Origin of the sequence: Brachybacterium timonense (genome assembly GCF_900258505.1) — a bacterium.
Classification (GTDB): Bacteria; Actinomycetota; Actinomycetes; order Actinomycetales; family Dermabacteraceae; genus Brachybacterium; species Brachybacterium timonense.
Map to the genome: position 1 here is coordinate 1902971 of NZ_LT984895.1, position 23251 is coordinate 1926221.

The 23251-nt window shown below is 64.1% G+C and carries 13 protein-coding genes; 6 read left to right on the forward strand and 7 right to left on the reverse strand.

The window, feature by feature from the left end; translation table 11 throughout:
- Window positions 1–63 precede the first annotated feature (63 nt).
- Complete coding sequence (locus C8271_RS08425) at window positions 64–1551, forward strand: phytoene desaturase family protein (protein ID WP_106506927.1); 1488 nt, start codon at window positions 64–66, stop codon at window positions 1549–1551.
- A 23-nt stretch (window positions 1552–1574) separates the two neighbouring features.
- Here C8271_RS08425 and C8271_RS08430 read toward each other — a convergent pair whose 3' ends face one another.
- Window positions 1575–2567: a hypothetical protein gene (locus C8271_RS08430; protein ID WP_106506928.1), complete on the reverse strand. Its 993-nt coding sequence runs from the start codon at window positions 2565–2567 to the stop codon at window positions 1575–1577.
- 137 nt (window positions 2568–2704) lie between these two features.
- On the opposite strand from C8271_RS08430, the gene C8271_RS08435 reads away from it, so the two are divergent.
- The gene (locus C8271_RS08435) at window positions 2705–3184 is read left to right on the forward strand and encodes a DUF3592 domain-containing protein (protein ID WP_106506929.1); all 480 of its coding nucleotides are present in this window, start codon (window positions 2705–2707) and stop codon (window positions 3182–3184) included.
- A gap of 263 nt (window positions 3185–3447) precedes the next feature.
- On the opposite strand, the gene C8271_RS08440 is transcribed toward C8271_RS08435, so the two are convergent.
- Window positions 3448–9576 (reverse strand): G5 domain-containing protein, encoded by a 6129-nt coding sequence (locus tag C8271_RS08440; protein ID WP_245921055.1) that lies wholly within the window; start codon window positions 9574–9576, stop codon window positions 3448–3450.
- 411 nt (window positions 9577–9987) lie between these two features.
- Between C8271_RS08440 and C8271_RS08445 the strand changes: the two genes are divergently transcribed.
- Entirely contained in the window at window positions 9988–11523 is a 1536-nt protein-coding gene (locus tag C8271_RS08445; protein ID WP_106505772.1) for an IS1634 family transposase, read from the forward strand.
- Between the two features lie 1112 nt (window positions 11524–12635).
- Here C8271_RS08445 and C8271_RS08450 read toward each other — a convergent pair.
- The 5 genes from C8271_RS08450 to mobF form a co-directional block, all read right to left on the reverse strand.
- A complete protein-coding gene (locus C8271_RS08450; protein ID WP_106506930.1) occupies window positions 12636–14246 on the reverse strand; it encodes a DUF6119 family protein in 1611 nt (536 codons plus the stop codon).
- Window positions 14247–14321: 75 nt separating this feature from the next.
- Window positions 14322–14561: a DUF2188 domain-containing protein gene (locus C8271_RS14485; protein WP_106506931.1), complete on the reverse strand. Its 240-nt coding sequence runs from the start codon at window positions 14559–14561 to the stop codon at window positions 14322–14324.
- A gap of 18 nt (window positions 14562–14579) precedes the next feature.
- Window positions 14580–15761, reverse strand: a complete 1182-nt coding sequence (locus C8271_RS08460) for a helix-turn-helix domain-containing protein (protein WP_096883429.1) — start codon at window positions 15759–15761, stop codon at window positions 14580–14582.
- Window positions 15762–15763: 2 nt separating this feature from the next.
- Window positions 15764–16507 (reverse strand): hypothetical protein, encoded by a 744-nt coding sequence (locus tag C8271_RS08465; RefSeq protein ID WP_106506932.1) that lies wholly within the window; start codon window positions 16505–16507, stop codon window positions 15764–15766.
- A gap of 251 nt (window positions 16508–16758) precedes the next feature.
- Window positions 16759–20304, reverse strand: coding sequence for a MobF family relaxase (gene mobF, locus C8271_RS08470; RefSeq protein WP_212591366.1), 3546 nt, complete (start codon window positions 20302–20304; stop codon window positions 16759–16761).
- 402 nt (window positions 20305–20706) lie between these two features.
- On the opposite strand from mobF, the gene erm reads away from it, so the two are divergent.
- The 3 genes from erm (at window position 20707) to C8271_RS08485 (ending at window position 23204) form a co-directional block, all read left to right on the forward strand.
- Window positions 20707–21534 carry a 23S ribosomal RNA methyltransferase Erm gene (gene erm / locus C8271_RS08475; protein ID WP_106506934.1) on the forward strand — a complete coding sequence of 276 codons (828 nt, stop codon included), beginning with the start codon at window positions 20707–20709 and terminating at the stop codon, window positions 21532–21534.
- The gene (locus C8271_RS08480) at window positions 21531–21770 is read left to right on the forward strand and encodes a hypothetical protein (RefSeq protein WP_073717678.1); all 240 of its coding nucleotides are present in this window, start codon (window positions 21531–21533) and stop codon (window positions 21768–21770) included. The genes erm and C8271_RS08480 overlap by 4 nt, the downstream gene beginning before the upstream one ends.
- Before the next feature lie 198 nt (window positions 21771–21968).
- Window positions 21969–23204: an IS110 family RNA-guided transposase gene (locus tag C8271_RS08485; RefSeq protein WP_170957839.1), complete on the forward strand. Its 1236-nt coding sequence runs from the start codon at window positions 21969–21971 to the stop codon at window positions 23202–23204.
- The last annotated feature ends 47 nt before the right edge of the window (window positions 23205–23251 follow it).

Here is a 23251-nt window from a genome sequence, read left to right on the forward strand (position 1 = left end):
CAGCGTGAAGGGGTGTCCAGACCAACCCGGCCGGCGCCACCACCAGCCCGATACGCTGGGCGCATGAGTGCAGTCGTCGGCAGGGAACAGGACGTCGTCGTTGTGGGGTCCGGCCCTAACGGACTGGCCGCCGCCGTCACGCTCGCACGGGCCGGCCTGCAGGTGCTCGTCCTCGAAGCAGAACAGACAGTCGGCGGCGGTGCCCGCACACTCGATCTGGGCATGGCCGCGGGAATCCGCCACGACATCTGCTCCGCCGTGCATCCGATGGCGCTCGCAAGCCCGTTCTTCACCGCCTTCGACCTGGAAGCACGCGGCGTGGAGCTGCTCACCCCGGAGGCGTCATACGCCCAGCCCCTCGATGCTGAACCAGCCGCGATCGCCTGGCGCGATGTCGAACGCACGGCCGACGGTCTCGGTGCGGACGCTCCCGTGTGGCGCAGAGTCTTCAGCATGCTCAGCGCACAGCATGAGGCGATCATCGACGTGGCGCTCTCGGACAAGCGCTCCGTGCCGTCGGCGCTTCTCTCCCCCGCTGCTCTGCCTGCCCTCGCTGCTTTCGGTGCAATGAGCGGTCTGCAGGGCACTCCCGCGTGGGGCGTGCCGCTGCGTACAGAGCGAGCCCGGGCGCTGCTGACCGGTGTGGCCGCCCACGCGATCGGGGCGCTGCCCTCCCTCGCTCCGAGCGCCACCGGGATGCTGCTGGCGGCCCTTGCTCATGCGGGCGGCTGGCCGATCCCCCGCGGCGGCTCCCAGGCGATCACCGATGCTCTTGCCGCTGACCTGCGCGCCCACGGAGGACGCATCATCACCGGGTATCGCGTCCGCTCTGCCGCCGACGTGCCACCCGCCCGAGCGGTGCTCGCTGATCTGCCCGCCGATACGGCCGCTGAGCTGCTCGCCGAGCGGATTCCATCTCCGCTGCATCGTTCCTTGCGTAGCCTCGGTCATGGTCACGCCGCCGCGAAGGCTGATTTCGTGGTGAATGCCCCGATTCCCTGGCGGGATGCGGAGGTGCGTCGCGCCGGCACTGCGCATCTGGGCGGCACCCGCAGACAGATGGCCGACGCCGAGGCCCAGGTGATGGCTGGACGGATACCTGAAGCCCCGGTGGTGCTGGTGAGCGACCCCGCCGGTGTCGACCCGTCACGGGAAGTGGACGGGCTGCGACCGGTGTGGGCGTACGCGCATGTTCCCTTCAATGATCCGACGGATCCGACCGACCTGATCACCGCGCAGATCGAACGCTTCGCCCCCGGTTTCCGTGACACGATCGTGGCTGCCCGCGGGATTCCGGCGGCCCGCATGCATGAGCACAACGCATCCTTGGTGGGCGGCGATATCGCTCTCGGTGCCCTGAGCGCTTGGCGCATGATGGCACGTCCCACCGCCGCTTGGGACCCGTTCCGGCTGGGCGCGTCCGGCTGGTATCTATGCTCCTCCGCGACGCCGCCCGCGCCCGGGGTGCATGGCATGAGCGGCTGGCATGCCGCGCGCCGCGTACTGCAGCAGGTCTTCGGCGTCCGCCACCTGCCGTCGCTCGCAGGCTGATCGGCGCACAGAGACTGGCAGGGTCACTCCGTGACGGTGATCGAATCCTTCATGGTCTGAATATCGGCCATCCGATCGTCCCGATCGGTGGGTGCGCCGCCGATGTAGACCGACGGGCCGTTCGGGGTATCCAGCACGATCACGATGAAGTGCAGATGCGTCGTAGGCGCAAGACCAGCGGATTCGACGATCTCCACGTCGGCGGTGAGCATCGCGCCGTCGTAACCGTCGATAGAGACAGTCTCCTCACTGAGGTTCCCCACCTTCGGGGCATCGCCGTACAGCTCGACACCATCAGTGGTGGAGACGTTGCACTCGAAGACGTTGCGGGCGGCGGCCTGCGCGCCGGGGTTGCCGCCTTCCTCCTCGGTGTACATGACGCGGCCGACGCTTGTGGTGGCGTACCAGCCGGCGCCGATCGGGGTCCACGCCATCGCGGAGTCGTTCATCAACGGCTGGGAGGCGGTGCCGTTGCCAAGCCGATCCCACCCCTCTGGCAAGGGCACGGAGATTCCGCCGCCGCGCAGCTCACCCTCGGCCTGCTCCTGATCGGTGCTGACCTCGTACACCTGGCAGTCGGTGGAGGGGGCCACCGTCATGGTCGGGCCAGCACCGTCGGCGGGGTCCTCGGTCGGGTCCTCCGTGGGGATGTACTCGCCACCGCCGTCGTCGCTTGCGCCGTCCTGCGTGACGGGGTCATCGGTGGCTGTGGCAGGCTCGGGTGTCGGGCGGAACACGGTCATGGACAGCACGAGTGCCACCACCAGGGCGCCGACCAGAAGCACTGCGGCCCCGCCGATGCCGAGGCCGATCCACAGGCCGCGGCGGGATGTCGAGCCGGGCTCCGGCGGCCCCCCCGGGCCCTGAGCTCCAGGGGTGCCGCTCGTGGAGCCGCCGCTCGTGGAGTGGTCGGCGTGGTCCCCGACGCCGCCAGCGCCACCGGCGCCCGCGCCGTTTCCCTTTCCGGAGAAGTCCGGTAGTGAGACGGGTCCGGGCTCCTGGTCGTTGCCTGCCATGTCGCTCCCCTCGTGTGTGCTCCCCTGGCGCGGGACCAGGGTACGACGTCGGTGCACCCGTATCGATCGAGCCCGGCGAGGAGGCTCCATTTTGTATCCGCGCGCCGCCTCAGCTTCGCGTTTCCTACGATGACCACATGACTCTGCCTGGGATGAGTGTCCTTCCGATCATGTTCCTCGTCGTGCCCGTCATCATGGGGATGGCTGCGCTATGGCTGATACTGCATCCGCTCGTTCAACGATTTCGGGGCAATGCGCTCATCCGTTCTGGCCGCTCTGTGCAGGGACGGGTGATCGCCTCAGAGCTGCATGTGCGCGCGACGCGCGAGACAACGCGTCAGTGGCGCGTCGAGACGATCGAGTTCGAGCCCGGGATGGGTGCTCCCGTGCGCGGCAACCCCGCCATCAGCGATACGACGGAGATCGACCGCAGCGGGATGGAGGTCACGGTGTTCTTCGATCCCGCCCGTCCCGAGCGTTTCGTGGCACCGCGTAATCAACAGAGCATGAGCAATAGGCCCGGCCTGGTCACGATTATGGTGGCCATCCTGGTGATCGCATTCTCGGTGTTCTTTGTGGTCCAGTCGCAGGCTCTTATAGCGCAGTCGCCGCTCTGACCGGGGCGTGTACGGACTGTTGCACGTGCTGTCCGTCGGGTGAATCCGGCTCACTAATTCGTGTATTGGGGTCCGGCCTTCTGAACCCATACATGCGTCGACACGTTCACGGGAGCGGGCCCACGGAAGCCCACGTTTCGGCGCAGCCTCTGCAGTGACAATGCGTGAGCGGCGGGGGTTCGGGATTCCTCCCGTTCCCCCGCCGCTCATCTGCGATGCGCGACGCGTTCAGCGTGTTGCGTGCGGCTGATCTTCCGTAGTGATCAGCGCTCCTTTCGGGTCTTCCTGCGCAGGATGAACGCGCCCAGACCACCGAGCATCAGCAGTACAGCGATGCCTGCGGTACCTACGATCTCGGCACCCGTCCGCGACAGCGGAGGAGTCGATCCGGAACGGTCACCCGGTTTGCCAGGCTGCCGCGGCGTGTCACCCGGGATACCCGGATCCTCAGGCTCACCCGGCTTGCCCGGCTTGCCAGGCTCCTCAGGCTCACCCGGCTTGCCAGGCTCCTCAGGCTTGCCCGGCTCCTCGGGGTTGTCCGGTTCCTCGGGGGTACCCGGCTCCTCAGGGTTGCCAGGCTCCTCAGGCTCACCCGGCTCCTCCGGCGTACCAGGATTCTCCGGATCGTCGGGGGTACCCGGCTCCTCGGGGTTACCAGGCTCCTCAGGGTTACCAGGCTCCTCAGGCTCACCCGGCTCCTCCGGCGTACCAGGATGCTCCGGATCGTCGGGGGTACCCGGCTCCTCGGGGTTACCAGGCTCCTCAGGCTCACCCGGCTCCTCGGGATTGCCCGGTTCCTCCGGCGTACCAGGATTCTCCGGATCCTCGGGGTTACCCGGCTCCTCAGGGTTGCCAGGCTCCTCAGGCTCACCCGGCTCCTCGGGATTGCCCGGTTCCTCCGGCGTACCAGGATTCTCCGGATCCTCGGGGTTACCCGGCTCCTCCGGAGTCGGGTTCTCACAGGTGCACTTGGCACCGACGCGGATCTTGCGGGGCTGCGGATCCTTCAGAACCTTCTCTGACGTCTCCGGATCACCAACCGGCTGACCGTCCTTGAGCTTCCACGTCTTGGTGACCTCCTTCTCACCGAAGGCACCAGCCTGATCCTCAACAACCTTGCCAACCTCGAGGTTCGGATCAAACTCGACAATCGTGTCGAACGGAGTCTTCTCCGTGTGCTTATCCGTCAACTCGGTCTCGTGGTGCGTCGCAGGACCAACCTCGATGATCTGCTTAACCGGCTCACGCACAGTCGACGTGGTCGGCTCACCCTTGGTGACGTTGCCCTTGTCATCGACCTCGACACCAACCGTGTGCTTCACCTCGCCCGGCTTGCCCTCCTGGACAACCTTGGTCTCACCAGGCTTCAGCTCAGGATTGACACGAACCTCAACCTCGAACGGGGTGCTCTCGGTCCACTCGATCGTCGTCGACGCAGGCGTGCCCTTCGTGCCGACCTTGACGATCTTCTTCACCGGCTCGGTCACACGCTCAGTCTCGGTCTTGGTGTCCACAACCTTCGAATTCTCGATGATCTGGGTCGTGGTCACCTTGTCCTTACCCAGCTTGCCCTCCTGAACAGTCACCTGCTTACCGGCCTCGAGATTCTCATCGAAGACAATCTCAGTCTCGAACGGCACGTCCTTGACGTACTCAGTCGTGTGAGTGCCCTCAGTCTTGGTGCCGACGCGGATGATCTGCTTGGTCGGCTCCTTGGTGCGCTCACTGGTCACGGTCGGCTCGCCATCCGGCTTGCCGTCCTTGATCTTCTGAGTCGAGGTCACAACCTCGATACCGGTCTCACCCTGCTGGTCGACGACCTGCTCACCTTCCTTGAGGGTGTCGTCGAAGACGACTTCCGTCTCGAACGGGACCGGCTTGTCCACCTTGGTCACCACAGTGGTGTCCTCAGCAGCCGGGCCGTACTCGATGATCTCCTTGACCGGATCCTTCGTCTGCTTCTCGTCAGGCTTCACAGAGGCCTGATCGCCCTTCGCAGTGAAGTCAGCAGTGAAAGTCTTCTCGCCAGGCACGCCCTTCTGGACGACCTTGATCTCACCCGGCTTCAGCTCCGGGTTTGGACGAGTCTCCACCTCGAACGGAACCTGAGCAGTCCAGGTGACCTTCTCGGAGGCCTCCGACGGCTTCGTGCCGACCTTGATGACCTGATCAACGGGCTGCTCGGTCACCTTCTCCTCAATGGTGGCTTCACCATCTGGCTGGGAGTTCGTGACCTTCTGGGTCACAGTGATGGTCTTCTTGCCCGGCTTACCCTCGGCGACAACCTCCGAGGTGCCAGCAGGCAGGTTCGGGTCAAACTCAACCTTCACTCCGAACGGAACCTCCGACTCAACAGTCTTCGTGATCACGCCCGTTGTTTTGGTGCCCACGCGGATCTTGGCGTTCTTCGGCGCCTTCGTCTGTTCAGTGGTCACGGTCGGATCGCCCGACGGCTTACCGTCCACGATCCTCTGCGTCGAGGTCACGACCTCGGTACCAAGTTCACCCTGCTGATCAACAACCTGCGTGCCTTCTTCGAGGGTGTCATCGAAGACGATCTCCGTCTCGAACGGGACCGGCTTCTCCACCGTGGTCACCACAGAGGTGTCCTCAGCAGCCGGGCCGTACTCGATGATCTCGTTGACCGGATCCTTGGTCTGCTTCTCCTCAGGGGTCACCGTTGCCTGGTCACCCTTGGCAGTGAAGTCCGCAGTGAAGGTCTTCTCGCCAGGCACGCCCTTCTGGACGACCTTGATCTCACCCGGCTTCAGCTCCGGGTTCGGACGAGTCTCAACATCGAACGGAACCTGGGCAGTCCAGGCGACCTTCTCGGATGCCTCCGACGGCTTGGTGCCGACGGTAATGACCTCGTCGACGGGCTGCTTGGTGATCTCTTCGGTGATCGTCGGATCACCCGGCTTGGAGTTGACGATGTCGCGCTTGATCGTCACCGTCTTCTCACCCGGGACGCCCGGGGTCGTCACCTTGGACTCACCGGCAGGCATGTTCGGGTCGTACTTCACGACGACCTTGTACGGAGCCTCAGCCTTAAAGGTCTCGATGTTCTCACCGGTCGTCTTGGTACCCACGCGGATCTTCTCCGTCGTCGGTTCCTTGGTGCGCTCAGTGGTCACGGTCGGATCACCCGACGGCTTACCGTCGACGATCTGCTGGGTCGAGGTCTCGACCTCAGTTCCGAGCTCACCCTTCTGGTCGACGACCTTCTCGCCGGCAGGCAGAGAGTCGTCAAAGACGACCTCGGTTTCGAACGGAATCGGTTTCTCGGTCTTGGTCACGAGCTCGCTCGGTGCCAGGCCGGGGCCGTACTCCACGATCCGCTTGACGGGTTCCTTGGTGGTCTCTTCCTCGACTACCTCGGCTTGGTCACCCTTAGCGGTAAACTTGGCGGTGTAGGTCTTCTCGCCGTTCTCGCCTTCCTGAACAACCCGGGTTTCACCTGGCTTCAGGTCCGGATTCTCGCGGACCTCAGTCGGGAACGGGATCGGGACCTTCCAGGTCACTTCCTTAGCACTTGCAGCGGGCTTTGTGCCGACAACGACGACCTCGTTGACCGGAGCCTTGGTCTGTTCCCAGCTACCGTCCTTGTTCTGTTTCTCCTTGCCTGGCTCACCCTTGGTTTCAACTTTGTATTCACCGGCAGGGATGGAGTCGTCGTACTTGTACTCGACCGTGAATGGAACCTCGCGCTCCGGAACGCCGACGACGTTCACCACAGCGTAAGTGATATCAGTCGAGCCGTCCTCGTAGGTCACAGTAACCGGAATCTTGACCTGATCGCCCGGCTTCGCATCTGCTGGTGCAGTTGCGGTGATCTGGCCATTGTCGTCAATGCTGACATTCCAACCGGCGGGAACATCCCCCAACGTGTAGGGGTTGTCCTTCGCAACATTGACATTGTCCGGCTTGTCCAGAGTCACAGGCAGTGTTGCGGTATCACCCGGGTACACCGTTTGTACGGGGTAGGTCGGTTCCGCTTCCCAGTTGTTGCTCAGCTTCACCACGGTGGTGACAGGCGCCTGAGTGGTCAAACCGCCCGGGGCGTTGACCGTCACCGTGACGGTGTTCTTGTCCCCCGGCTTAGCGTCAGCAGGTGGGGTCGCGGAGACCTCACCGGTCTTCGGGTCAATGCTGTACTTCCAGCCGTTGACGTCCTGAGTAAGAACCGGCTTGCCATTCTTGGTTCCGAAGGAGAAGGTCGAGTCGTCAGGCGCGTCTTCAACCTGGTGCTTCACTTCCTGGCCAGGAGCGGTGGTCTGCACGTTGTAGTTCGCCTTGATGTCGCCCTTGATAACGACGACGGTGCCAACGACGGTCTGGGGCTTCTGCTTGCCTTCGTCGCTGTAGTGAGCCAGGACCGGAACGTTGAGGATGTCGCCTTCCTGCGCACCCTTCGGGATCGTGGTCGTGATCTCGCCGGTCTTCTCGTCAACGAAGACGGTCCACGTCTTACCGTCCTTGCTCGTGAGCGTGGTCTGGTTGGTGCCATCCTCGAAGGTGTAGCGCGTCGGGGCCTCATCGGTGGTGTTACCGCTCAGGCCGCGCTCCGGAATCTCGGGGGTGAGGCTGACGCTTGCGTTCGGCTGACCAGTCACCGTGTCGTAGGTCGGGATCTTGATGTCCACGATCGCCTGGAACTGGACCTCAATCTCATCCGTGGTCTGATCCGGGTAGGTTGCCTTCACCTTCGGGGTGATGACGGTTCCCGGTGCAACAGAGTCGTCCGCTTTCGCGGTGACCTTGCCAGTCTCATCGACCGTCACGGTCCAGCCAGCCGGGACAGTGGACTCGTCGACCTCGAACGTGGCCGGGTGGACCGGCTTGTGGCCCTTCATGATCGACTTGGTGCCCACCTGGGCGGTGATGTCTTCGTTCAGCTTGCCCTTGGACAAGCCCGGACGCACCAGGTCGGTGACCTGCGTGTTGTTCGGGTCGACAACCACGAGCAGCTCGAGCTTGTCGGTGGAACCGTTGGAGTACTCCACTGTGATGACAGGGCGTGCGAAGGTACCCGGCTTCGGTTCTTCCGGAGCGGTGACGGTGACGTTGTAGTTTTCGTCCATCTCGACGGTCCAGCCCTCGTAGACGTACTTCTCGTCCAGCGAGACCTTGGCTTCGAAACCGCCGTCAGCCTTCTTCTTCGCCAGGTCCTTGATCAGGTCAGGGGTCTGGGTGAAGGTGACCTTCTGCGGCTCGGTAGCCAGCGGGCCGGTGGGGCTGTCAACGCCCGAGATGATCGTGGCGTCCGTCTTGTCGTACTGCGGGGAGTGGTACTCGGTGTCGTCCAGGGAGAATGCCTTGGAGTCGATGACGTTCGCCTTGTTGTAGCGGTTCAGCGAGTTGGAGCTGTCGAAGGTAGCGCCTTCGCCGAAGTTGTTGTTCTCAGCAGCCGCCTGGAGCTGGTCCACGCTGCGCGGCTTGGCCAGAACGGAGAAGTTCACGTTTTTGTCAGTCGCCAGATCGGTACCGCGGTACTCGGGCCACGTGAAGTAGATGTCGCCGTTGTCCGCGATACGTAGCAGCTTCTCGCCGCCGGACGCTGCCGGGTCTGTGGTGCCGATGAACTGGCCGTTGCCGTCGTAGGCTTCCACGACCATGCGAGACATGGAATCGTCCGTGCCGCCGTTCACAACAGCAGGAACGTTGATCTTACCGACCTTGGTTTCCGCACCTGGAACGATGACGTGCTTCTCAAAGTTCTGCCAGGAGACCGTGATCTGGTTACATTCGATGTTCTCGCTCGGCCACGGGTTCACGATGGCGGTAAAGGTTGCGCTGTCTCCCTGGGTGGCAAACGGAGCGCTAGTGCGGTCTTGCTTATACTTGCCCTGCCAGGCGTAACGTACCGGTTTCGCGGCAGTGGCCTCAGCGAACTGCTTGACTTTCGCATCGGTCAGTTCCGCGTTGAGGTTCAGGTTCCGCTGTTGCCTAGAAGCAGTAATTCCGAGGAATTCGTCGGCCTTGTGCGTGACTACCTTGTCACCAAAGGTCTGATCCGCATTCGTGGCGGGAATTTGTGCCGTATCGAGGTACGAACCCATAAGGCCTGAATTGGTGAAGCTCCAATCAGCGAACGTGCGGTCCTTCGAGTTGTCGAAGGAGACGCTCAAGCCCCAGGCTTTCTTGTCGGGGCTGGTCGCAGACGGCTCAGAGGTATACCAGCTGAAACCAGCCTGGCTGCCCTGCGGAGTGCTTTCCGAGACAACACACGAACCGGCCGGCAGGTCGGAGGCCTTTTGTGCGTCCTGTTCCACGGCTCCGGCCTTGTCACGGATGCCGCCGGTGAACTCAGCTGCATCAGCCCGCTCCGGCGCGAGGAACCCGTGCGGGAAGGTTCCAAGAGCACCGGCAGCGAGGGCGACGGCAGAGAGCAAGGCGACTCCGTAGCGCGGTGCACGCCGCAATCGTGTGGATCTACGCGATGAAGCCATTCATCATTCCTTTGTTCTCATGTAACGGAGCTGCCACAACCGATCTCACCGAAGGGGAGCGACCTCACGCCTCGGAGTCACAAGGCGCCTTTGCTACACGGATCACTGTCTGCTGGCCGCGGACGAGGTCGTCGCCATGGATCACCACGGATGTTAGCCCAGCCCAACTCCAGAAGCCATAGCTGAGAGAGGCTGTTCACCGCCCGAGAGGGGAGGTGACCGCCTCACCAGAAAGCCTTGCGACCAGGACTTTCGTTCGACCTGACTTGGACCTCTCTGGGGTATTCCCTGGGGTTGCGGGTGTATCGGTGCTGGTGGGCGGCTCGCGCCTGTGTGGAGTGACACACTAAGCGGGTGGTGTTCCTGCGGAAGGTGAGGACGGCGTCGGGGGCGACGGCTGTGCAGATTGCTGAGCGGCGGAACCGTCGGGATGTGGTCCTGGAGCATCTTGGGTCGGCTCATACCGAAGCCGAGCTCGCCGGCCTGATGCAGGCGGGTCGGGAGAAGATCAACGCTGGTCAGGGCGTCCTCGACCTGGGGACAGCAACGTCGACGAGCCCCGCAACGATCACGTCGAAGCAGTCCCGGCTGCTGCTGGAGACGCTGCAGTCCGCGTGGGCGGGGCTGGGGTTCACGGCGATCGGTGATGAAGCATTCTTCCAGCTCGTCGCCGCACGCTTGATCGAGCCGACCTCGATGAGCGACTCCGCCAGAGTGCTGGCGGAGGTCGGGATCGCCCCGGTACATCGCTCGACGATGAAGCGCTGCCTGGCCCGGATCGCCACAAACGACTACCGCGGCCAGATCGCGAGGAGGTGCTTCGAGCATGCCGCGACCAGCGGCGACATCTCGCTGGTACTCTACGACGTCACGACGCTCTATTTCGAGGCGGAGAACGAGGACGCGCTGAGGAAGGTCGGCTACTCGAAGGAACGCCGCGTGGATCCGCAGATCGTGGTCGGCCTGCTCGTGGACCGGGGCGGGTTCCCGCTGGAGATCGGTTGCTTCGAGGGGAACCATGCTGAAACCCGCACGATCGTCCCGATCATCCGCCAGTTCCAGGCCCGCAACGACCTCGCTGACATGGTCGTGGTCGCGGACGCCGGGATGCTCTCGGCGGCCAACCTGCGCGAGCTCGACGAAGCGGACCTGAAGTTCATCGTCGGCTCACGACAGACGAAAGCCCCGGGTGACCTGGCCAATCACTTCCATTGGAACGGGGACGCATTCACCGACGGACAGCTGATCGATACCATCACGCCCCGCCACGGGAACACGAAACCCTCCACGACGAAGCACCGCAAGGAGCCTGTCTGGGACGCAGAGGAGCATCCCGGGCACTGGCGTTCCATCTGGAGCTACCGCAGCAAGCGTGCCACCCGCGACAATCACACCCTCACCGCGCAGGAGAACCGGGCTCGAGCCGTGATCGACGGGGACGCGTCTGTGAAGTCGACCAGATTCGTGAAGACCACCGCGAGCGGCCGGTCCCTCGATACAGCCTCGCTTAAGCGGGCACGAAGTCTGGTCGGGCTGAAGGGCTACGTCACGAACATTCCTGCCGCCACGATGCCGGCGGCGGAGGTGGTCTCCAGCTATCACGACCTGTGGCATGTTGAGCAGTCATTCCGGATGAGCAAGACAGACCTGCAGGCCAGGCCCATGTTCCATCGCACCCGTGACGCGATCGAAGCCCACCTCACCATCGTGTTCACGGCCCTGGCGATCGCGAGACACCTCCAAGCAGTGACCGGGTTCAGCATCCGCAAGATCATCCGGACACTCCGTCCCCTCCAGGACGTCACTATCAGCATCGCCGGGCAAACGATCACCGCGAGCCCCGAACTCACCGACGACGCCCGACACATCCTGCACCGAGTGACACACTAAAGAGGTCCAAGTCAGGAGCAAGGCGACTCCGTAGCGCGGTGCACGCCGCAATCGTGTGGATCTACGCGATGAAGCCATTCATCATTCCTTTGTTCTCATGTAACGGAGCTGCCACAACCGATCTCACCGAAGGGGAGCGACCTCACGCCTCGGAGTCACAAGGCGCCTTTGCTACACGGATCACTGTCTGCTGGCCGCGGACGAGGTCGTCGCCATGGATCACCACGGATGTTAGCCCAGCCCAACTCCAGAAGCCATAGCTGAGAGAGGCTGTTCACCGCCCGAGAGGGGAGGTGACCGCCTCACCAGAAAGCCTTGCGACCAGGACTTTCGTTCGANCGAGGTCGTCGCCATGGATCACCACGGATGTTAGCCCAGCCCAACTCCAGAAGCCATAGCTGAGAGAGGCTGTTCACCGCCCGAGAGGGGAGGTGACCGCCTCACCAGAAAGCCTTGCGACCAGGACTTTCGTTCGATACGGGATTGAGGTCACACGCTGGTAGGGGCTAATCGCGGCATCCGAGGTGCGCCGCGCACATCGGACTGAGCGCGATGCCACGCACGGGGTGTCATCTCATGCAAAAACCCTGAGCCACACCATCGTCTCTTGACGATGCCGCAACTCAGGGTGCCGGGTGGACCTAGCAGAAGGCTTGTCGAAACTCACCCCGTCACTGGGTTACATGAGGTCACTGCACCGAACGATCCGCAGTCGCGCAGGGCGGCCTACCCAACGTGAGTCAGCACCGGCAAGTGCACACCGCAGCATCGGTAGCGAGACACTCGACACTCTGGAACGGCGGTATCACGATGGCGAGGCGCTCCGCGCGATCGCGAACGATGTCGGTCTGAGCCGTCACCGGCTGGCGTCACTGCTTCGGGGGCGAGGCGTCCGTATCCGCGGAGCGTCTCCTTCTTCCGCAGAAGTTCAAGAGATGGCCCGGCTCTACCGGGCCGGCGAATCACTCAAACGCATTGGTGGGGGCTTGGGGTACTCAGCTGGCACGATTCGGAACCACTTGCTCACCGCCGGCGTGACTCTGCGTAGCCCGCAGGCCCGTGATCGATAAAGGAGGCAACGAGTTGGGTGGTGGGTGCCTCAGGGTGACGCCCTACTTGGAGTCAGTGATCGGTACACGGGCCACGGCGACGCTGAATCCCATGGTGACGAGTTGACGGCCTTGCTGCATCAGGTTCAGCTTGCTGAAGAACGGGAGCCAGTCGCGTCCCTCGCGAGTCGAGTTCGCGATTACTGCGTACGTGACGCGGTACCGTGATCTATCTACCGTCTCGTCGGCTCTCGGCACGAGCCGGAGCCAGGTCTCGCGTGACTCCACCGCGACCTCGTCTTCAATCAGTTGGCGGACTTGGGTTCGGAACGCGCCGTCGTTGATGAAGGTGGAGGCGGAGACGCTTCCTTGCGCGAAGAGATGGCTCAATGTTGCGGAGCGGGACTTCCGCTTGACGTGGATCAGGTCACCCTGGTCGGAGAGGACGTCACAGAACTCTATGCCGCTGCTAGCACCGCCAGGTCGTTTGATGCGCGCGTCCAATTTCAGCAGGTGCTGTGGGGAGGACTCCGCCAGGCGAGTGTTGTAGTCGGCTTCGATTTCACCAGAACGCGCCGGCGGAAGGGTCACGTGCGTGTCTGGTAGGCCAGCAGCAAACGCGTCCACTTCCTCGACGAGAGTGGAGCTGACAGCGAACCAACGCCCTTCGATGAGGACATGAAGGCGACCATCGAGCCGCTGTTCAGTCACGATACACTGATAGAGGTTCCATCGCTTGTCGAAGTTCCCTGAGCGTCCGAACCGGACAGAGACAGACCTAGTCTTTAGGTGCTTCAGCGTGATTGTGGTGCGGTCTTCGCCAAGTCGGCTCAGGTAATCATCGAGGTCCAAGTCTTCGTAGACATGGCTGCGAGTTCCGGCGATCGTGAATCCGTCGATGTCCTCCCAGTCGATCGTCTCTGGCATGGCGAGGTGTGTCGCCCCAGTTGACCCAGTCCGCAGTTGCGCTACAAGAAGATTGTTGAGTGCTTCGACGGTCGCGTCATCCCGCACGAGTGAGAGCTGGTCGATCCAGCCGAAGTCCGTCTTGTAGTCATCCGCGGCGAACGCAGCCAAGAGGTCGTCGCAGATGGCAGGAAGTTCCAATGATGGGGTCGTGACACCCATGACCAGTGAGTCCGCTCCAGCGATTCTCTTGGAGAATGTTTGGTCGCGGGGTTCGCCGGTTACCGCGCGCAGAATGTCTCGGGAGATGTCGACACCAAAGGTCGGCAGCTCAGCACTCTTGCTCACTTGAGTGTTGGTTGACACGACAAGATCCTCGAACGTCTTGGTGTCGAGGCTGCGGATCTGGCGAGGATCGATGCGGTTGAGCGCGACGCGTAGACCGAATTGGTACTCGATCTTGGAGAGGTCGAGCAATGATCGCCCGTATCCGAAGGTGAGCGCGAAGATGCGGCCGCTCGTCCGGAGGAGCAGCAGGGCCGATGTGGAGGCTGAGCGGATGCCACTGAGTTGGTCCGTCAGTAGAGGTTGCACGAACCCAACCCATGCCGGCACGGATGGCTGGGGCTTAAGGTAGAAGAAGCGGCCGTCGATACCGGTGGATGGGTCGATCTCGACAGTCAGACTTGGCTTGTCCGGGTCGAGGGCGTCGTCGAAGTCGGCGATGCCCTCTCGCAGGAGGTAGAACGTGAGCCGTCTCGATTTCATGATGCTCCTGTCGGCGGTGACGGAGTTGCCTGCGGAGCAAGATCACCTATCGGACTCCGCGGACAGGCACGGCAATCATCCCTTTGAAGACCGTGGGTCGCTACCAGGGGCGATAGTGTCCTGCGCACGGATGGTTCCCTTCCTAGAACGTGCCTGTAGCTCGCCGCCCCCGTCGTTGCCGAGGATGGTGCGCGCCCTACCGATACCGGCGGCCTGCGTTGGCGTGACCGCACTGGCCCGCGAAGCGCCTGGCTTCCGGACCTCCCAGTCGCCGTCGTCGCGTTGTTGGACCACGCGTTTGTTGGGCTTTCCCATGATGCTCTTTCCCTTCTTCTACATGAACTCGTGCGGGAGTGCCGAGTTCGGGTCATTCGGCCGATTCGGCACGAGAGTCAATTTCGGCTGCGGATCGTCAATGCCTGCCAGGCGTCGTACGTGACGGGGGGTCATCTGGAGGTCGGCTGCGATCTTGGCGAGGCTGATCCCAGAGCCATCAAGAAGGTCGATCGCTGACTTCAGCAACTCCGGACGCTCTCCGGGGAAATCACCAATAGGCATGGGCCGTCGCGGAAGGCTGTTCAGCGTGATGTAGCCTCGGCGAACCGTGGACTCGGAGAGGAGATCAAGTTCACGGGATCGATAGAGCAGCGATGCCACCGAGACACCCCACCGCTGACTGATTTGTTCGTAGCGGTTGAAGTTGACCCGCCTCGGTAGCTCGTTGGCGATCACGTCGCGCGGGGTTAGGAACTCGGCGGCGAACATGTCTGCTTGACGTTCCAACTGGCTGTCGGTCCCATGTCGGCCGTGATGTAGCACGATGTGCCCCAGTTCGTGCGCTGCTGAAAAGCGGTGCCGCATCACGTCGTTCGCCTTGTCAGGTGTGAGCACGATCATCGGGCGAGGGAGTGCCGTGGTCGAGAACGCGTCAATGCGGCTCTTCTCGTCCAAGCTGTCGTCCTGCTTCATGGAGAAGAAGACCGTCAGGATTCCGTGCTGTTCGATCTGGTACACAAGATGCCGGATGGGTTCGCTCCCCAAGGACCAGTGTCGCCGAACGGCTTGTGCCGCAGTCACGGGGTCCGGAACATCGGCGGAGTCAACGCTGGCCCACTCCGGAAGGTCGACTTCCGGAAACTCGACGCTCTCTTCGAGGTAGCACGCCAGTTCCCAGGCTTGCTCGACGTAAGCAGTGGCCTGCTGTTGTTGAGCGACGCTGGTGGAGCGGAGACGCCGGAAGGAAGCCTCGGCGATGTCGACCTGGGCGCGAGGTCGTCCAAGGGTGAAGAATCCCGGCGGAACGCGAAGGGCGTCGGCCAGCGCGGCTACAGTTTCGGCGCGAGGGCGGACCTCCCCGCGTTCGTATTGTCCGATAGCGGCGGCGGAGACGCCGACTTTGCGGTGGAGCTCTGCCTTGGACATCTTGTTGATGCGTCGAGCTTGGGTGAGTCGGGCTGGGTCGAAAAGTCGTGCAACATCAGCCGCGTCTGCGGACTGACTACGGGGGTCGCCCATCGTTAACTGCCTTCCTTCTCGACCGGGCGAGGGCGAAGCTTCACGGTAGTGCGGGGGCGATCACCTTCCGCGAAGCTGCCAACAGGCGCGAGCACGGCTGCGGGCGCCTCACCCGCAACAGGCACCTGATAAGTGAGGCGTTCGGGGTCAGTGAACCCCAGGTAGCGGCCGTTCAGCTGTGCCGGAGCGAAGTAGATCGTGCCGACGCCCTGGGGCGAGCTGCTGTAGTAAGGCACGAACAGTGTTGCGCGCGTGTCACCTTCGCTGAGGGCGGCGAGCGCATCGCCGAGTCGGGCGGGCTGCTCGACGCCGAGAGCCTCGTCAAGCTCGAACAGTCCGGCATCGACGTACTTGGTGTTGCTGGCCTGCGCCAAGAGTTCGCGACGCGACTCCGAGAGATAGTTGAGTCTGATGCGGCGATGGTTTCGAGGCATCTGCTTACCCACCCGAAGTGGGAAGATCAGTGCATCGCCGAGGAAAGTCAGCGTGCGGCGACTCCTGGGTACCTGCACCTCGCGATAGGAGGGGAAGTTCGCGAGAAGAGTACGGAGTTCCTTCTGCACACCACGGGACATGCCGGCGCCGTAGACGTCTTGGTCGCCATCAGGGTCGTCGTACTCCGTGTGGGCTCGGGCGGAACGCTCCTGGCTCCTCTGGATCGCATGCGGAACTTCCCGGCGGATTGCAGATAGTTCCTCTCGTGTGAACTCGCCGCGCCAGTCCTGGCGTTCGTGCTGCCCGATCATGGGACTCCTCTCGGTGGTGGCTCCAGACTACCCTAAACTTTAGCTGCACACACAAATCGGTCAATCTCGCATGTGTCGTAGCCATGTGAACGCTCGTAAAAGCAGGAGCTTCGGACCTCCCGGGGTCAATTCGCTCCGCGTTCTTGTCGCCTCGGGTACCGCCAGTGAGCCCGACTCCGCGTTCTCGGGGTACGGCTCGACTCCGCGGACAGAACAGGTCACGTGACATGCCGCCCGGCCGGAGAAGCCGATCACATGGTCGGACCTACGGGCTTCCTCTTGACAGCCACGGATCTTGGAGCGGTGCTGGAGCTGCGCGGAGGCACGAGCGCCTGTGCTCGTTCCGCAGCAACCCGCGCACGGGCGCGGTCGATCTTCTGCGCCGTGCCTTCGGGCTGGGCGCCGAGCGGTGTCGGATCGGTGATCTGGTACCGGTCACGGTAAGCAGCGACAACCAAGGCGCGGCGTCGCCACTGCCGCCGCTCCCGCCCAATCGCGGGTATCGGGCCGAGTGCGGTAACCCATGGCTCGTGGGTGTGGAGGGCGGTGTCGAGGACGGCTTCTGCTCGGGTTTCGATGAGGTAGCGGCGCTCGGTCAGGGCTTGCTGCATGTCGGGGATCATGGGGCCGGTGGCTTCGGGAATCAGTCCGGCGATGAGGCGCGGTGCCTGTCGTGTGCGGCCGGAGCCGGCGGGTCGGGTGGTGGCGTTGGCGAGGCGGTGGTGGATGACGGAGGCGATGTCGTCGGCGTCGGCAAACCCGCGCGCCTTGATGAGGCGTGGCAGGAGGTTGTCGACGTTGTGGTGGTTGGCTTCGGCCCGGCGCAGTTCCGCGGTCAGGGCGCCGAAGGCGTCGGAGTCGATGACGGCTTGGGCTTGATCGTCGGTGAGCCCTGCGCCGCGGACCAGGGTGGTCCAGCGGTCGTGTTGGGCTGCGGCGGCGATGGTTTCGTATTCGGCGGCGAGTTGGGCGATCGAGCCCCACCGCTCCTGCTCGGCGGTGATGGTCTCGTGCGCCGACAGCTCAGCACCGCTGTGTTGGAGCACGCCGTAGAGGACCGTGCGGGCGGTGGCGTCGGGGTTGTCGCCCGGGTGCGCGGTGGCGTGGTCGTCGGGTCGGTCGAGGATGACGTAGGCCTGGTTCGATTCGCGTCCGCGGGTCATGGCGACGTACAGGTTCTCCCTGGTGGTGGTGGGTTCGACGAGGACGTGGGCGGTGTCGGTGGTGATGCCTTGGGCGCGGTGTGCGGTGACGGCGTAGCCGAGGTCGACGTGCTCGGCCACGTAGTCGGCGGGTAGGACGATGCGGTTGCCGAACCGGGCCCCGGGTGGGCGGATCGTAATCGACCCGTCGTCGCGGACGGCGGTGATGGTCCAGGTTTGGCCGTTGCGGACCCAGCCGTGCCGGTTCCGCAGCCGCCGGTCGTTGCGGCGGGTGATGATCGTGTCACCGACGCCCGCTGCCGATCCGTTGGACAGGGTGATTTCGGGGCCGGGCTTCAGCGTGCCGTCGAGGATGAGGTCGGCGCGGGCGCGGACGTTGAGGGCGGTTACGTTCTCGCGGGTTTCGGCGATCAGCACCGACGCCAATCCCGCCTGGCGGTCGTGGCGCCAGGCGGTGTAGGCGGCATCGGTCATGGCGTCGGCGTCACCATCATGGATTCGATGGTGGTCGAGGTAGGTGTCGATGACCGGGCTGCGGCCGTGCCGCAGCTCCAGGGACGCGGTCTTCTCCCAGGCGTGGGTGAAGCGGTGGACATCGACCAGTTCGGGGGCATCGTGGCGGTCGTGGATCAACAGGCTGAACGCACCGCCGGCATCGACGGACTGGAGCTGTGCGTAGTCACCGACCAGCAGCACCTTCGCCCCGGCCTCCTCCGCTGCCTGCGTGATCCGATCCAAGGAGAGGGTGCCGGCGAGGGAGGCTTCGTCAATGATCACGAGCTGCCCGGCCTGGAACGTGGAACCGGTGTGTTGGTGGGTGGTCCACCACTTCGCCGTGTTCTCCGTGGCGATCCCCAGATCGTCGGCCAGCACCTGCGCCGCCACCGCCGACGGCGCCAGCCCCACCACCGACCCAGCACCATGCGAGGCTTCCCACGCCCGACGCAGCGCATTCATCGCGGTCGTCTTGCCAGCCCCCGCCGGACCCACCAACACATCCACCACCCGGCCCGACACCGCGACCGAGGCCAAGGCTGCGGCCTGGTCCAGGCCGAGCATCCGACCCTCGTGGTCGGGCTTGCTCGTGATCGTTTCGACGGTGGTCAGGTCGATGCTCGGGCCGGTGGTGGCGCGGGCCTGTTGCAGGAGGCGGTCTTCTGCGGCGAGGAGGGTGTCGGAGGAGAACACAGTCGAGTGCTTCGGACGAAACACCGAGGTGCCGTCCGGGCGGCGGAACTCCACCGGACTGACCGCTAGCTCGGGTGGAGTCAGCCGCAGGGACGCCTGTTCGGCGGCGTCGGCGACCATGGCGGTGATGGCTTCGCGGTCCTCGACGGTGGCGAATCGCCACCCCATCGTCTGGCGGGCGGCTTCGGCCATCAGGTTCCAACGCCGCCACGTCGAACGCTTCTCACCCACCACCTCCACCACCGACCGCCCCACCTGTCCGATCAGATCCAGCGGCACATCATCAGCCCGCAACAGCAACTGCCGCTCCCCGCCGGTGACGGTGCGCGCCCACACGGTGGCATCCATGCCGAGCTGCTGACTGGCGCGGGTGCGCCACTCGGCTGCCAGCTCCGCCAACGAGCGGACCTGCTTCTCCGGACGCGTCGCGAGCGTGGCCTGCGCACGCAACCGGATCACGGTGGCATCCGATGGCTGCCGTCCGTGGGTGGCCACGTAGTCGGCCACCAGCCGGTCCTTCTCCACCTCGATCTGCCGCGCCCGGGTGGAGAACTCCGCCACCAGTTCCTCGGGGACGTCGGTGATCGCCCAGGACGGGTTCCGATCTCGGCCCATCTCCCGCGGCTCCCAGCTCACGCCGAAGGTGCGGGTCATGTGATCGGCGAACACGGCCTCGTGCAACTCGGACAACGCCACGACCGCGGCATGCATCGGACGCCCATCCAGACTCCGCCACTTCCCATCCAACACGGTTTGGGCCTTGTTGCTGATCACCACATGCGTATGCAAGTGCGGGTCCCCGGCGCGGGAATCGAAGTGATCAAACGCCGTCGCGATCAAACCCGTGACGTCGACCTGTGCAACCGCACCATCCCCAGCAGTTGCGCCCGTGCGGGTGGCTGCAACCTCGCGCTCCATGAACGCAACCACCGCCGCAACCGCCTCATGATGGGCTTGCGCAATCAACGCCTGCGTCCCCGCGTCCGCAACCGCCCACAACACCGACGCCGACTTCGGCACACTGAACGTGAAATCAAACCCCGCCACCGCACGCCGCGACCCCCGCGCAGCCTCCTCCGCCTCAATCTGCGCAACGACCCGCCCCCGCTCCACCGGGCCCAGCGACGGGTCCAGTTGCGCGACGCGGTCCGCGACCCGCTCCGCCATCGAGCTGTACACCGGATACGCCCGCCCCAACGGCACACCAGTGATCGGGTCCCGCCCCATCCCCACCAGCAGCTGAAGCTGAGCCTCCGACACCTGCGCTCCAAGGGCAAGTTCACCATGCCCCAAAGCGGCCACGCCGGAACCGAGCCAGCGTCCGGGTGGTGTGCCGGCCTCGGCGTAGTAGCGCGTCAGCGGAGTGGACAGCGACCGGTCACCATCACCAGCCGCTACGGTGCGCAGCAGGTACTTGTAGCCGTCACCAGCCGACATCACCCGCATCGACACCGTCACCCAAACCACCCCTCACCTGCTCGTCACACAGGTGAGCCGGCGCCCTCCCAACCTCGATCTGCAAGACGCGTGGCGTCTCTGTCGAGGTCTCTCACGGAGTGAGTCTCGATGTTGCCGAGGCTCTGCGACCGTGGGTAGCTCGGGATTCGTTCTTGCCAGCATCGATATGGATTTCCGCGTCTTTGAGCAGAGAGGGGATATTGAGACGCTTACCGGCAGTGGGGTCGCCTACGCTAGTGGGCATGTTGTTCTACGGCACTGCTTCGCTGCGTCTGCGCAGCCGCTAACGGCGGCGAGCACACTCCCACGCGTTGTTGCTCCCGCCCCCGGTGATCACGGCCGGGCGGCTCTTTCAGCGTGCCCGGCTCCGCAACAACCACGGAGCAAACAGTGCCTACCTATCGAGGTGGCCGTCATGAGCACGGCCAGAACTTCCTGACTGACCCATCCACCATCGCCACGATCACCCGGCTCGTGGCTGCCACCGAGGGCCCGATCATCGAGATCGGCCCCGGTGACGGAGCACTCACCACACCACTGGCCAAGCTCGGACGACCGGTGACCGCCGTCGAAATCGACACCAGGCTCGCCCGACGCTTGACCCAACGACTCCCACCGCACGTGGAGGTCGTCACCGACGACTTCCTGACCTACCGGCTCCCCACATCCGCGCATGTGCTCGTCGGCAACCTGCCGTTTCACCAGACCACGGCCATACTGCGCCGCATCCTGCACGCACCCGCATGGACCGATGCAATCGTGCTCGTGCAATGGGAAGTCGCGCGGCGCAGAGCGGGCGTCGGCGGTGCCACGATGATGACGGCGCAATGGGCGCCTTGGTTCGAGTTCACGCTGCACAGTCGTGTTCCCGCTCGCGCGTTCACCCCACGTCCGGGCGTCGACGGCGGAATCCTCACCATCCACCGCCGCGAACACCCGCTGCTGTCCCCGACACGGCGACGCCAGTTCCACGCCCTGGTCCACCGCGTCTACACCGGCCCCGGCCGGGGGCTCGCCCAGATCCTCGCGCGCACCACCTCACTCGGGTCACCACAGACCGCACAGGCATGGCTGACACGCCACGGCATGACCGCTGCAGGACTCCCGAAGGACATGCCCGTCGAGGCATGGGTGGACCTGTTCAAGACCACCGGTTCTTCACCGCCTGCACACCGTGCGCGGACGCAGCAGGTGAAGTCGAGGAGACGCCGTCGATGACCATCGCAGCGCAGCGCCAGGCCTGCGTCTGCAAGGAAGAGATCGGTAATTATCGGCACACTGCGATCTATCGGGCGATCTCTCCCGAGGACACGCCGGTGACCAACGCAGTCTCCCATGTGGTGTGGTGGCCGGACACGTTGATCGAACAGAGTTGCTGCATGGCCCCAAGGAGGCGACAGGATGCATACCTGGTACGGATCGGCAGCCCCGTTACCTTGCTGGTGACCCCGTAGGGCGGGGTTACGGTCGCCGGGCCCGGCATGACTTACTGCCCCTGTCGCACGAATGATCCGGGGGGGGTGTTGTCACCGGGCCTGGTGGCGCCAGCCGACCGCTGATAGGGACACGGCCCAGCAATGAGGTCTCTTCGTAACGTGGGTGCCGGCAGCTGACGCATCACCAACCATGGCGACCGTCGCTTCGATGCAAGGATGGTGGTCATCATGGAACAGATCGGCTTCGACATCTGGTGCGGGTTGGACGTGGGCAAACAAGCCCACTACGCCTGCGCGCTGGATACTGCCGGCAAGAAGGTCTTCGACAAGCCTCTGCCGCAAGACCAGGCCAAACTCGAAGACTTGTTCACCAAGATCCAAACCCATGGACGAGTGCTGGTGGTCGTGGACCAACCGAACACGATCGGCGCGCTGCCAATTGCGGTCGCGCGCTCGATGGGCATCACGGTTGCCTACCTGCCCGGGTTGGCGATGCGACGCGCAGCCGACCTCTACCCCGGCAACGCGAAGACCGACGCCCGTGACGCGTTCATCATCGCCGACACCGCCCGCACGATGCCCCACACCCTGCGCCGCGTCGACGCTGGCGAGGAAACCCTCGCCGAACTCAAGGTATTGGTCGGCTTCGACGAAGATCTTGCGGCCGAGGCGACGCGGTTGTCGAACCGCATCCGAGGCCTGCTCACCCAGATCCATCCCGCACTCGAACGCGTTGTCGGACCGAGGTTGACCACCAAGCAGGGCTTGGCGGTGATCGAGCAGCTCGGCGGCCCGCAAGGCATGGCAGCCGCATCGAAGTCCAAGCTGCTGCGCATCATCACCAAGGCCTACCCCCGCAACGCCCCACCCTTCGCCGACGCCATCACCACCGCTCTCGGCGAGCAGACCGTCGTCGTTGCTGGCACGGCTTCGGCAGAACAGGTCCTGCCGAAGCTGGCCGCGTCGTTGCGTCAGGTCCTGGACCAGCGCGCTGAGCTCGCGGTCCAGGTCGAGAAAGTGGTTGATGCTCACCCTCTTGCCGAGGTCCTGACCTCGATGCCAGGCGTCGGGGTCAGGACCGCAGCACGGATCCTGCTCGACGTCGGCGACGCCTCACAGTTCCCCACCGCCGGCCACCTGGCCGCCTACGCCGGCCTAGCACCAGTCACCCGACGCTCCGGAACCTCGATCCGCGGCGAGTTCCCCGCACGATCCGGAAACAAACACCTCAAACGAGCCCTCTTTCTGTCCTCATTCGCAGCCCTCAGATCCGACCCCATCAGCCGGGCCTACTACGACCGCAAACGCGCCCAGGGCAAGAAGCACAACGCCGCCCTCATCTGCCTCTCGAGACGCCGGTGCGACGTCCTGTTCGCGATGATCAAGAACCGAGAGCCCTACCGGGCTCCCGCGCCGGCCCCAGACCCCTCACCAATGCCCCTCGCTGCTTGACAAGAACATAGGGACCCCCAAGAGCGGAAGGCCAGCCTTGACACTGC